Source organism: Enterobacter cloacae complex sp. P6RS (assembly GCF_014982245.1).
In the GTDB taxonomy this organism is placed as follows: domain Bacteria; phylum Pseudomonadota; class Gammaproteobacteria; order Enterobacterales; family Enterobacteriaceae; genus Enterobacter; species Enterobacter bugandensis.
The window spans coordinates 133,571-146,325 of sequence record NZ_JADCLB010000011.1 but is presented as its reverse complement, the minus strand read 5'-3'; the positions used below and the strand labels follow the sequence as shown (position 1 = coordinate 146,325).

11 protein-coding genes are annotated in these 12,755 nt (G+C 55.9%); 5 read left to right on the top strand and 6 right to left on the bottom strand.

Translation table 11 applies throughout. The features are described 5' to 3' along the window. Nucleotides 1–212 precede the first annotated feature (212 nt). Together pdeH and INF73_RS06865 are read left to right on the top strand one after the other, a co-directional pair. The gene (gene pdeH, locus INF73_RS06870) at nt 213–986 is read left to right on the top strand and encodes a cyclic-guanylate-specific phosphodiesterase (protein WP_041911854.1); all 774 of its coding nucleotides are present in this window, start codon (nt 213–215) and stop codon (nt 984–986) included. Between the two features lie 65 nt (nt 987–1,051). Beyond that, entirely contained in the window at nt 1,052–3,094 is a 2,043-nt protein-coding gene (locus INF73_RS06865; protein WP_047367228.1) for an AsmA family protein, read from the top strand. A 59-nt stretch (nt 3,095–3,153) separates the two neighbouring features. On the opposite strand, the gene INF73_RS06860 is transcribed toward INF73_RS06865, so the two are convergent. From INF73_RS06860 to INF73_RS06850, 3 genes are all read right to left on the bottom strand, one after another. Beyond that, entirely contained in the window at nt 3,154–4,476 is a 1,323-nt protein-coding gene (locus INF73_RS06860) for an MFS transporter (protein ID WP_028014749.1), read from the bottom strand. Nucleotides 4,477–4,737: 261 nt separating this feature from the next. Further along, entirely contained in the window at nt 4,738–5,763 is a 1,026-nt protein-coding gene (yhjD, locus tag INF73_RS06855) for an inner membrane protein YhjD (RefSeq protein ID WP_045259403.1), read from the bottom strand. A 51-nt stretch (nt 5,764–5,814) separates the two neighbouring features. Then, nucleotides 5,815–6,714: a LysR family transcriptional regulator gene (locus tag INF73_RS06850; RefSeq protein ID WP_028014747.1), complete on the bottom strand. Its 900-nt coding sequence runs from the start codon at nt 6,712–6,714 to the stop codon at nt 5,815–5,817. Nucleotides 6,715–6,833: 119 nt separating this feature from the next. On the opposite strand from INF73_RS06850, the gene INF73_RS06845 reads away from it, so the two are divergent. Together INF73_RS06845 and INF73_RS06840 are read left to right on the top strand one after the other, a co-directional pair. After that, nucleotides 6,834–7,592: an SDR family NAD(P)-dependent oxidoreductase gene (locus INF73_RS06845; RefSeq protein WP_088205124.1), complete on the top strand. Its 759-nt coding sequence runs from the start codon at nt 6,834–6,836 to the stop codon at nt 7,590–7,592. A 173-nt stretch (nt 7,593–7,765) separates the two neighbouring features. Further along, a complete protein-coding gene (locus tag INF73_RS06840) occupies nt 7,766–8,368 on the top strand; it encodes a response regulator transcription factor (RefSeq protein ID WP_045259401.1) in 603 nt (200 codons plus the stop codon). Here INF73_RS06840 and INF73_RS06835 read toward each other — a convergent pair. Together INF73_RS06835 and INF73_RS06830 are read right to left on the bottom strand one after the other, a co-directional pair. Further along, complete coding sequence (locus tag INF73_RS06835) at nt 8,347–8,685, bottom strand: lysozyme (RefSeq protein ID WP_028014744.1); 339 nt, start codon at nt 8,683–8,685, stop codon at nt 8,347–8,349. The genes INF73_RS06840 and INF73_RS06835 overlap by 22 nt on opposite strands. A 71-nt stretch (nt 8,686–8,756) precedes the next feature. Beyond that, entirely contained in the window at nt 8,757–9,296 is a 540-nt protein-coding gene (locus INF73_RS06830) for a GNAT family N-acetyltransferase (RefSeq protein WP_193540230.1), read from the bottom strand. Between the two features lie 147 nt (nt 9,297–9,443). Here INF73_RS06830 and INF73_RS06825 point away from each other — a divergent pair, with 147 nt between their 5' ends. Then, entirely contained in the window at nt 9,444–11,036 is a 1,593-nt protein-coding gene (locus INF73_RS06825; RefSeq protein ID WP_193540231.1) for an STY4199 family HEPN domain-containing protein, read from the top strand. A 48-nt stretch (nt 11,037–11,084) separates the two neighbouring features. On the opposite strand, the gene INF73_RS06820 is transcribed toward INF73_RS06825, so the two are convergent. Beyond that, on the bottom strand, nt 11,085–12,734 hold the full coding sequence (locus INF73_RS06820) for an alpha,alpha-trehalase (RefSeq protein WP_028014741.1): 1,650 nt from the start codon (nt 12,732–12,734) through the stop codon (nt 11,085–11,087). Nucleotides 12,735–12,755 lie beyond the last annotated feature (21 nt).

The following is a 12,755-nucleotide window of genomic DNA, read 5'->3' as shown; positions in this document are numbered from 1 at the left end:
GAAGAATTTTCAGCAGTGTGCGCCGAGTGAATTAGATGGTCAACTATATTAAAACGGTGTTCCATTATTTTATTTGAGCCAGCGCGTGTTCCGGCAAATTTCTGTCATCTTAATTTCATTTCCACGGTGAATTGAACATAAAGTTCTCAATTATCGCGCCGATAATCCTGTGACGAGTCCAGAAAGGCTATCCCAACAACAGGACATCTGAAATGAAGTCAGAGCAGGTTATCCAGCGGCTGAGCACTACGCCTGAGGCAAGTATTGAGAACTTGCAGGAGCATCGCTACTGGCTGCAATGTGAGCGCGCGTACACCTGGCAGCCGATCTATCGAACGGACGGTCGGCTGATGGCAATTGAGATTTTGACCGTCGTTACGCATCCCTCAAACCCTACTCAGCGCATCGCGCCGGATCGCTATTTTGCCGAAGTTGCCGTTCGCCAGCGTCTGGACGTGCTGGAAGAGCAGCTCCGTATGCTGGCGACGAAACAGGCCTTTTTCGAGCAGCATACGATCCTCGCCTCGGTGAACGTGGATGGCCCAACTCTGCTGGCGCTGCGTCAGAACGCGAAGCTGCAGGAGCTGATCGCCACCCTGCCGTGGCTGCGCTTTGAGCTGGTGGAGCACGTGCGCCTGCCGCAGGATTCCTCGTTTGCGTCAATGTGTGAATTTGGCCCGCTGTGGCTGGATGACTTTGGCACCGGTATGGCGAACTTCTCGGCCCTCAGCGAAGTGCGCTATGACTACATCAAGGTGGCGCGCGATCTGTTCATCATGCTACGCCAGACTCCGGAAGGGCGGAATCTGTTTACGCTGTTATTGCAGTTGATGAATCGCTATTGCCAGGGGGTGATCGTTGAAGGCGTGGAAACGCTGGAAGAGTGGCGTGATGTGCAAAACTCTCCCGCAGCGGCGGCGCAAGGCTATTTCCTCTCTCGCCCCGTGCCGATGGATCTCCTCGAAAGCGCCAGAACGACCCTCTGATAGCCCCGTTTCCCTTTGTCTGGACTATAGTTTTACAGGACAGGTCATCAGGAAAGGGGATAACAATGACAAAAACAACCAGGGTCATTTCCTGGATTACAGGGATTTTCTTGTTGTTGATCGCGATCGTCGTCATCATTATCGCGACGTTTGACTGGAACCGCCTTAAGCCGACCATCAACCAGAAAGTCTCAACTGAGCTGAACCGCCCCTTCGCCATTCGTGGCGATCTGGGTGTGGTATGGGAACGTCAGAAAGAGGAGACCGGCTGGCGAAGCTGGATCCCCTGGCCGCACGTCCACGCCGACGACATTATTCTTGGCAACCCTCCGGATATCCCCGAAGTGACTATGGTGCATCTGCCGCGCGTGGAAGCCACGCTGGCGCCGCTAGCGCTCCTGACCAAAACCGTCTATCTGCCGTGGATCAAGCTCCAGCAGCCCGATGCGCGCCTGATCCGCCTCTCTGAAAAAAACAATAACTGGACGTTTAACCTTGCCAGCGACGGCGAAAAAGATCCGAATGCCCAGCCTTCTTCGTGGTCATTCCGTCTGGACAATATTCTTTTCGATCGCGGGCGGATCGCCATCGACGATAAGGTCAGCAAGGCAGACGTGGAGATCCTGGTCGATCCGCTGGGTAAACCGCTGCCGTTTAGCGAAGTCACGGGCAATAAAGCGAAAGGCGATAGCGCCAAAGCGGGTGATTATGTCTTCGGCCTGACGGCAAAAGGGCGCTACAACGGTCAGCCGCTTAACGGGAAAGGGAAAATCGGCGGCATGCTGGCGCTCCGGAGCGAAGGCACGCCATTCCCGGTGCAGGCGGATTTCCGCTCGGGGAATACGCGCGTGGCGTTTGTGGGGACGGTCAACGACCCGATGAATATGGGGGGCGTCGACCTGCAGCTCAAGTTCGCCGGTGACTCGCTTGGCGAACTGTATGAACTGACCGGCGTACTGCTGCCGGATACCCCGCCGTTCGAAACGGACGGGCATTTGGTTGCCAAAATTGATACCGAAAAATCGTCCGTTTTTGACTACCGGGATTTCAACGGCCGCATCGGCGACAGCGATATTCACGGCACGCTGACCTACACCACCGGAAAACCACGGCCAAAACTGGAAGGGGATGTCGAATCCCGCCAGCTGCGTCTGGCCGATCTTGGCCCGCTGATAGGCGTGGATTCGGGTAAAGGGACAAAGTCAAAAGAGGTCAAAAAGGACGTTCAGCCTGCGGGAAAAGTGCTGCCTTACGATCGCTTTGAAACCGATAAGTGGGACGTGATGGATGCAGATGTGCGCTTCAAAGGACGCAAGATTGAGCATGGCAGCACGCTGCCGCTGAGCGATCTCTCGACGCATATCATCCTGAAAAATGCCGACCTGCGCCTGCAGCCGCTGAAGTTTGGCATGGCGGGCGGGACGATTTCCTCTAACATTCACCTGGAAGGCGATAAAAAGCCGATGCAGGGGCGGGCGGAGATCCAGGCGCGTCGATTGAAGCTGAAAGAGCTGATGCCGAACGTGGAGCTGATGCAGAAAACCCTCGGTGAAATGAACGGCGATGCGGACATTCGCGGGGTGGGGAATTCCGTGGCGGCACTGCTGGGCAGCGGCAACGGTAACCTGAAACTGCTAATGAACGACGGTCTGGTCAGCCGCAACCTGATGGAGATCCTGGGGCTGAACGTCGGTAACTTTATCATCGGGCAAATCTTTGGCGATGACGAGGTGCGGGTGAACTGCGCGGCGGCGAATGTGGATCTGGTTAACGGGGTGGCGCGTCCGCAGATTTTTGCCTTCGACACGGAAAACGCGGTGATTAACGTGACCGGTACCGCCAGCATGGCCTCCGAGCAGCTGGATTTGACCATCGATCCGGAAAGTAAGGGGATTCGTATTATTACCCTGCGCTCGCCGCTTTACGTGCGTGGGACCTTCAAAAATCCGCAGGCGGGCGTCAAGCCCGGGCCGCTGATTGCGCGTGGCGCGGTGGCCGCAGCCCTCGCGACGTTGGTCACCCCGGCCGCCGCGCTGCTGGCGTTGATTTCGCCGTCAGAAGGCGAGGCGAATCAATGCCGGACGATTTTGTCGCAGATGAAGAAGTAACGCCTTTCTCCCTCTCCCTGTGGGAGAGGGCCGGGGTGAGGGCATCAAGCCGCAATGAATTACAGCGCCTGATGCTTAGTCTCATGCGTCAGCAGCAGCGCAATCAACGTCAGCGCCGCCATGGCCGCCAGATAAACGCCCACGTAGAACAGACCATAATTTGCCTGCAGCCAGGTGGCGATATACGGTGCCACGGACGCGCCCAGAATAGACGAGACGTTATAGGAGAACGACGCGCCGGTATAACGCACTTCCGTCGGGAACAGCTCCGGCAGCAGCGCGCCCATCGGGCCGAAGGTCAGCCCCATCAGGCTCAGGCCAATCAGCAGGTACGCCATCACCAGCGCCGGGCTACCTGAACTCAGCAGCGGCGGGAAGACGAACAGAGCAAACAGAATGATCAGCGTGGTGATCGTAATCATGCTCGCACGACGACCAAACTTATCCGCCAGCAGGCCGGCAATCGGTACCATCACGCCAAACCCAATCACCGCCATCATCAGCATCCACAGCACTTCGTTACGCGGCAGGCCCAGCCCAACCGGCGCGGCGGCGGTACTGTAGGTCATGGAGTACACCGTCATGATGTAGAACAGCGTGTAGGTCGCCAGCATGATAAACGTGCCCAGCACGGTCACGCGCACGTGTTTGGTCAGCAGGGTGCCCAGCGGCACTTTTACCTGTTTTTTCGCCGCGGCTACTTTTGCGAACACCGGCGTCTCATGCAGGGAAACACGCACATACAGGCCAATCAGCACCAGCACGGCCGAGAAGACAAACGGGATACGCCAGCCCCAGCTCATGAACTGTTCATCCGTCAGCAGCCAGGAGAGCAGCAGGAAGGTCCCGTTGGCAAAGAAGAAGCCAATCGGCGCGCCAAGCTGCGGGAATGAACCGTACAGCGCGCGTTTACGCGGCGGGGCGTTCTCGGTCGCCAGCAGCGCCGCGCCACCCCATTCACCGCCCAGCCCCAGACCCTGACCAAAACGCGCCAGCGCCAGCAGGACCGGCGCCAGAATGCCGATGGTTTCGTAGGTCGGCAGCAGGCCGATCGCCACGGTGGAGATGCCCATCGTCAGCAGCGAGGCCACCAGGGTGACCTTGCGCCCAATACGATCGCCGAAGTGTCCAAACAGCGCGGAGCCAATCGGACGCGCCACAAACGCAATAGCAAAGGTCGCCAGAGACTGTAGCGTCGCCGCCGTCGGGTCTCCCTGCGGGAAGAAAATATGCGGGAAAACGATGACCGCTGCGGTGGCGTAAATGTAAAAGTCGAAGAACTCAATGGCGGTGCCAATCAGCGATGCGACGACAACTTTATTGCGCGAGTTTACCGGGACGTTTTCCGCACCAGAGTCGAGTGTTGTGGCTGTTGATTGCATAATATTTTCTTATTTTTTGTCGAACGAAAGGCCATATTACGCACAGCAAAAGCGACATTTCAATCTGTAACAAAGTCGCTTACTGATTATAAAATCAACAAAAAGCGGATAATGTTCAGGCCAGCCAAAATGCTTCCATGAAATGCTTCACGTTTTTTAAATATTGGTGGATAAAACTGGTTTTCGGTTAAATAAAAGTTACGGACTGGATTTATATGCTGAAATGATGAGTCGGGCTGAAATATCAGCCCGAGAGCGGAATTAACGATGTGTTTTTCCGGGCATTCGCGTGTCGCCTTTGTACTCGGCGGTGGCAATCCACGCCGCGCAGAACAGGGTTAAACGCGCGAAGAAGTAGAAGAACGCCATCAGCCCCAACACCGAGCCAAATGCCGCGCCGGACGGGGATTTCACCAGCGACGGCAGGGTGTAGGTCATCACGATCTTAATCACTTCAAAGCCGATCGCCGCAATCAATGTGCCGCGGAGCAGCGCCTTCTTACGCGGACGATGCCGAGGCAAGCGCCAGAAAATCCAGAAGAACAGCAGGTAGTTGGCGAAGATGGAAATCGCCAGTCCGATGCCGCGCCAGGCGGGCTTCAGCCATTCGATGTAATTAAGATAGAGCGCAGAAATAATCATCTGCTGCGCGGAGCCCGCCACGGAGGTAATGGAGAGCGTGACGACGAGCGCGATAAGCAGGCCAATCAGCGAAATAAAGTCGCGGAAATATTTAACCCAAATTTTCTCCTGATCCTGCGGTTTACGCTCCCACACCTCGCGCGACTGGGCGCGAATAGCTTCGCGGAGGTTGCCCATCCAGTTAACGCCGGAGTAAAGGGCGATGAGCAAACCGACGATCCCGACGGTGGTGCGCTGCTGAACGGCGGTGTTAATCGTGCTTTTCAGCGTGGTGGCGAGGGTGGGGTCACTGACGTTATTCAGGATCTTATTGAAAATATCCTGCAGCAGCGTTGGATGCGACGCGAGTACAAAACCGGCCGCAGCAAACGACACCATCAGGATGGGGATCATCGACAGGAACGAAAAATAGGTGATCGCGGCACCGAACTGGTTCCCCATGCGGTCATTAAAGCGCTCGGTCGCACGTATTAGATGCGCAACCATGGGAAACTGCTGAATTCTCTCCGCCAGGCTGGTGACGGTGCCCAGCGCCTTGCTGGCGGTACCAGGGGCTTTAGCCTCTTCCGGCTCGGTTTCCATCTTCTTGATGGGTTCATAATCTAATTGTTGGGTGGGTCGTTGCGGGTTATTTTCCGGCGTCACGCGTCTTTTCCTTTTTCGTTTGGCTGGATGTTACTGAATTATAGCTTGCGACTAGTCCACGTAAGCTTTTGTGAGTTCGGTTAGCCACTCCATAAACAGGTGAACCCGGCGAGAGAGGTTGCGCCGGTGGGGGTAAATCAGGGAGACAGGCATCGGTTCCGCACGATACTGCGGGAGGATCTCAATCAGTTTCTTTGCGCGCAGCAGGTCGCGCACCCCAACGCGCGGGGCCTGAATGATCCCCAGCCCGGCAAGGCAGGCGGCCTGGTAAGTTTCCGTGCTGTTGACGGTTAGCACCCCGCCCGTTTTTATCCACTGCGTCGTGCTACCGTTATAAAATTCAAAGCCCTGAGGGCGGCTTCCCAGCATCGCGGCATAATGAATCACGGCGTGCGAGCCTAAATCGTCCAGCGTGTCAGGGTAGCCAAAACGCGCCAGATAATCCGGGCTGGCGCAGTTGATCACCGACAGCTTGCCCAGCGGACGGGCTATCAGCCCAGAGTCCTTCAGGGAACCCACGCGGACGACGCAATCAAACCCTTCCCGGACCACATCCACCAGACGATCGCTGCTGCTGAGCTCCAGTTCGATACCCGGATACTGCTGTAAAAACGCAGGCAGTTTGGGGATGACGACATTTCGAGCAACGCCAACGGGCATATCCACGCGCAGCCTTCCGCTGATGCTGGAGGGATCGTGCTGAAACATACCGTCCAGCTCATCCAGGTTCGCCAGCAGATCTTTTGCCCGTTCGTAATAGACCATGCCGTCCTGCGTCAGGCTGACGCGGCGCGTGGTACGGTGCAGTAGCTGGGTGCCAAGCCGGTTTTCCAGTGCCTGAATTTGTCGGGAAACGCTGCCTTTCGGCAGCGTTAATGTCTCTGCCGCGCGGGAAAAACTCTCCAGTTCCGCGACGCGAACAAACAGCTGCATTGCGTGAATTTTATCCATAGATGAAGCTCATTGTTGTTTGCACTGAAACAGTGAAGCGTTATTACCCATCTTTATTGATCTTCTATCACCTAATAAGCTCTTTCTCAATCTCCATAACAGCCAAAACGAGGTTTATGATGACTGAACGTATCGCATTAGTGACGGGTGGTAGCCGCGGCTTAGGTAAAAACGCTGCGTTAAAGCTGGCTGCAGACGGCACGGGAATTATCCTGACCTACAATCGTAGCCAGCAGGAAGCGCTGGAAGTTGTGCGCGAAATTCAGGAAAAAGGCGTCAAGGCGGCGGCATTAAAGCTCAATGTCGGGGATATCGCCGGTTTCGAAAATTTTGCTCAACAGCTTCAGGAGATCCTGAAGAGCGTCTGGCAGCGCGAAACATTTGATTATTTATTGAACAATGCCGGAACGGGTTTATACGCACCCTATACCGAAACGACGGAAGCCCAGTTTGATGAGGCGCTGAACATTCACTTCAAAGGGCCTTTCTTCCTGACACAGCGCCTGCTGCCTCTGCTTAACGACGGGGGGCGGATCCTCAATGTCTCCAGCGGACTGGCCCGCTTCACCCAGCCAGGCTCAGGAACCTACGCGGCCATGAAAGGGGCGATGGAAGTGCTCACCCGCTATCAGGCGAAGGAGCTTGGAGCGCGCGGTATCTCCGTCAATATTATCGCACCAGGCGCGATCGAAACCGACTTTGGCGGTGGGCGCGTGCGCGACAACGCGCAGCTTAACCAGATGCTGGCGTCGCAGACGGCGCTGGGGCGGGTAGGTTTGCCGGACGATATCGGGGATGCCATAGCGGCGCTGCTTAGCGATAAGCTTGGCTGGATGAACGCGCAACGTATTGAAGTGTCCGGCGGTATGTTCCTGTGATGTCTGATGTTAAGGGGAGGGATCCCCTTAAGGAAATCCTTAATATGGATGTGTCAAAATGCGGGTAAATATAAAAACCACTGGCGGATTTGTAACCTCTCCATTCATTGAGTTTTTTCTTAAATAGCGCCTATGTAGAATCCCCCTTCGCTATTCTCAGAGGGAGAAATACGATGCGAGTAATCATGTTTGACAGGCAGTCGATATTTATTCATGGAGCGATACACGGTTTGCAGAAATTAATTCCTGAAATAAATATAACGGGGGCTTGTCAGGCAGACGATTTATGGACGCAAATATCCGCGTCACCGTCTGCTATCGTCATGATTGACGGCAATTTAATTCAGGATGAGGGGAGTTCTTTCCTGGATGAAATCATGCATCGCTTCCCGTCGGTACGGGTGATGATGGTTCTGGCAAAAAAAGAGACCCGATGGGTTGAACAACTCATGCAGCGAAACGTGATGGCTATTATCCCCCGTAACGCTAACCCTGAGCGGTTTGCCGCCGTGCTGGATTCCGTGTCCAGAGGGATGGTCTGCTTTCCCGCTGAGTGGGTCAGCCAGCAATCGTCAGCGCAGGCGTTACTTTCCTTAAGCGAGCGTCAGCGTGAGGTGCTGAAGCTGCTGGCGGCGGGCGAATCAAACAAAGAAATTGGTCGCAATCTCAACATCAGTGCGGCCACGGTAAAAGCGCATCTGGAAGCGCTTTTTCGCCGGCTGGAGGTAAAAAACCGAACCCAGGCAGCCATGTACTACACCCGGGCGACGGCCTGAAGCAGCGCTTTCGGGAGTGAAGACGTCACGCCGAAACTCAGTATCATCAGTACCAGCGCGTCATGCTGCTGCTGGGTTAATGGATGTATACACTTTTCCCGCAGCAGCGTTTCACACAGCTGAATATCTTCATGGAGTAAATATTCCGCCTGAAGAGGCGTGATAAGGCCGTGAAAATTTTCCCGTTCGCGGATCACATGCCCATAGCCGATAACCCATACACCCTTTTCATCACGATATTTCTCCAGTGAAAGCCCTTGATGTTTCTTTATTAATTCTATGGCGGCAGAAGATATATTTAGCGCATGACCGTTCATATTCGTTTCCTCTTAATGGCGATACTGTAGAGGAATCGCGGTACGAGCAATATCCGCCAAATGGCTGTTGTTCAGGAATTATTGTTCAGGTATTCCTGCCGTAATAACCCAAATAACCAGTCATTTTGCCAGCGACCGGAAAGGTAATAGCTTTCACGTAGCTCGCCTTCCAGCTGGAAGCGGGCTTTTTCCAGCAGGCGCCTGGAGGCGACGTTTCCCGCGGTGACGGTGGCGGTGAGCCGACGAATACCGCCCTGATGAAAGGCGTAATCGCAAAGCGCCTGCAGGGATTCGAAGCCGTAACCTTTGCCCTGCGCCTCGGGGGCAAAAAGAAAGCCCACTTCGGCGCAATCTGCTTCCCGATGAATATACCCGGTAACGCCCAGCGGGGCCTGTGAGAGGGCATCACGTACGACGAGGCACAGCCAGTGCGCGCTGCCTGGCATCCAGGGCGTCAGGCGCGAATCAAACGCCTCCCGGATCGCTGCGACGGGGCGGTTCTCCGCCACAAAGCGCATGACTTCGGGGTGTTGCTGCAACGCCAGAAAAAAGGGCCAATCTTGTTCCTGCAGGGGCGAGCAGTTCAGGCGTGAGGTCATTAAAACTGGCATTAAGATTCTCCTGAAGCATTTTAAATGATTTTAGGGTTGTCACTTTATTTCAACAGAAAGTCAGGTATGGTTAAGCGCGTATAAATAAAAAGAAAAACGGCCGTTAGTGCCCATTCCGGATGTCTTCGCTGTCGCTTAAGGAAAACAATGACTCTCAGCACATCACATCATATCCGCGAACAGTTTGAACACTGTCTGGCGGTCATTCGCCAGGCGTCGGTGGAAATCTTGCTTCTTCTGAATGTACATGTTTCTGAGGGGAAAGATCCACGCTGGTTTCTGGAACAGCTGGACAGCGCGCGTTTAGGGCTCGGGGGATGGGCTACGGTTGCGAAGAAGCTTAACCTGAATGATGCCGAGATGTCGGAATTTACGCTGCAGCTGCGCCTGCTGCAGCAGCGCGTCCCGCAGTACGAGAGCGGGCAGGATGTCAGTGAAAACCAGCTTATTGCGGCGATGCGGTTTGTGACTACGCTGGAACATCTTCGTCTGCAGCAGCCGCTTCTGACCTACAGCACCGAGCTGGCCCCGGGAAGTGAACTCCAGCAACAGCAGGCGCACAAGCAGGTACGCGCAATTGAGTTAATGATTAAAGGCCTCATTCAGCAGGCCTGGCCCGATCAGGTGCGGCTCAATAATCATCTTAAAACCTTATTTAACGCTGACCGCGTACGGCGCTGGCTGAAGCATGGCGAAATCAACGATGTCCTGAGCGGCATGATGTACAGTGAACTGGCGCAAATGCTGGTGGATAAAAAAGAGTTCAGCCGCTATTACGCCTCGCTGTTTAACGACCCGTCCATGCTGACGCTCCTGGTGGAGCCACGCAAAACGTTGCAAACCTTCCTCGACGACATCCGGCAAATCCGCAACAGCATTACGGTGCAGAAAACGTTAAGTTCGGCGCAAATTCAGTTGCTGGATAACTACTACATGCAGATCTCCCGTCCGGTTCAACGCGCGTTTGAGGAGGGGAGAACGCGCGTCAACCCGGCCGGATTCATGGCGGTGGATGCCAGCGAGCTGAACGCGTTCTGGGAAAAGGCGCAAAAAATGGATCGGGTTACTGGTGGGGATCTGTTTGAAGTCCGCGACACGATTGAAAAGCCGACCCAGCGCGCCCCGCGCACGCCCGAACAGCGTGAGCAGCTTATCTCCGGTGCGCTATGGGGAGCGGTCGGCGTGATGGTGATTGCCATCGTGGTAGGCGGCTTCTGGCTGGTGACCAGCAGCAAACCGCAGCCTGCGGCCGAAAATACGGCGCAAGCGGTGGCTCCGCCGCAGGAGATGCGCGAAACCCCTTCTTCGCGCGAGACGCTGACGCGCATGGGAGTGACCTGGGACGAGAGTAATTTCCGTTCGGCGATTAACCGCAACGATACCCGCGTGGCGCTACTCTTTTTGCAGGGTGGGATGGACTGGAAGCTGTCATGGACCGAAGAGGCGATGTCGGCAGGCTATGACGACGTTCTGGAGCTTATGCTGCGCTATCGGCAGAACATGGCAGAAGAGAAGCCGTGTCGTCGTTTCATCAATACGCTCAGCCACGCCATGTCAAACGGCGAGTCCCTGACGTCAATACGTAAAGAGTATCTGAAAGCCTTCTGTACCGTGCCGGCCGTGGTGAAGCGCCAGAAGCACGATCTTGAGATGGCAACGCGACGCGCGCAGTCACAGCCGGATGCCACCACGAAAAAATGGCAGTCTATTCAGACCGCCATTTATGAGGTGATTCGTTAAAGTTTTCACCCTCTCCCCAGAGGGGAGAGGGGCCAGATCGCACCCTTCTCAAGGCTCCCCATACAACCCAATCAACCGTCGCACCACGCCGTTCGTCCAGCCGAAGCCATCCTGTAGCGGATACTCCCCGCCGCCCCCTTCGCGCGGCGTACTGCTGGCGATGTGGTACTTCTCAATCAGCTTGTGGTGCGTCTTGTAGAAGTGGTTCACCGTATGCAGCCAGCTCCAGGCGATTTCATCCCCCAGCGAGTCGTTGCCGTACTGCTTGAACCCCTGAATCGCCATCCACTGCAGCGGCGCCCAGCCGTTGGGTTTATCCCACTGCTCGCCGGTTTCGTACTCGGTTGCCAGAATCCCACCCGGCGTCAGCAGACGCGCTTTAACCGCGTCAGATAAACGTTCTGCCTGCTCGTGCGTCGCCATTCCAACATACAGCGGCACAATGCTGGCGGCAGAAAACAGCGCCATCTGCTCGCGTCGCCAGTCGTAATCGCGGTAACAGCCACTCTCCTCGTCCCACAGATAGCGGTTCACCGCCGCGCGGCGATCGGTGGCCTTCTGGCGGAACAGCTCGGCCGTCTCTTTATCCCCTTTTGACGCCGAGATATTGGCAATCGCGCTCTCCAGCTTAAACAGGAAGGCGTTCAAATCGATGGGGATAAACTGCGTCGTGCGAATGCTGGCGAGCCGTGCCGGATCGCGAAGCCAGCGGGAGGAGTAATCCCAGCCAGACGCTGCACCCGCACGCAGATCGCGATAGACCTCATTCGGCGGACGGCCCGAGTGGCGGGCGGTTTCCACGTCCTCAATCCACGATTCGTCGCGCGGGGTGTCACGGTCGTCCCAGTAGCGGTTCAGCAATGAACCGTCCGGCATGCGCACCGCGCTGCGGTAGGCCTGATTAAGCAGGAGCGACTCCGCGCCGTCCATCCAGAAGGCATGCTCCATTTTGAGATGGTCGAGGTAACGCTTCGCGCCGCGCACGCCGTCCTCTTCAAACAGCTCCACCATCAGGGCAAAGACCGGCGGCTGCGAGCGGCTGAGATAATAGGTGCGGTTGCCGTTAGGGATATGACCGTAGCGTTCGATCAGCCACGCAAAGTTATCCGCCATGCACTTCAGCAGATCGTTACGGCCACTTTCCGCCAGCCCCAGCATGGAGAAGTACGAATCCCAGTAGTAGGTCTCGCTGAATCGCCCGCCGGGCACGATATAGGCCTGCGGCAGCGCCAGCAGGGACGACCAGGGAATATGGTCCTGCGGTTCGCGCGTCAGGACGGGCCACAGGCTATCAATGTGCTCTTTCAGCGACAGTCCGGGGTCGGAGACATATTCCGTGCTGTAGGTTTCAGGCAGCCAGAAGTGGTTCTCCACGAACTGGCGCAGGTCGAAATCCCGGTGCCGTCTGACCTTACGGTAGCGGATCAGAATATCCAGCGGATCCATCTTCGGCGCGCAGTCGGGGAAGGTTTTGCTGTCCGCAAACAGCCGCGTCGACTGGACGTGCTCGAACAGTTCAAGGTAGCGATCGGCGGGCGTCAGGGCATCGGAGGCGGGTAGCCCCTCGATCATTTCGGGTTCCGGCTCCGCCTCAATCATCTCATCCAGTTTTAACTCGCAGGGATCGGTCTCGTAGCGCAGCTCTTCTGCAATCTCGAATTCGATGTTCTCGGTAGCCTGTAGTTTCTGGTTGAACATGGTGATAGGGACCTCCGGTTG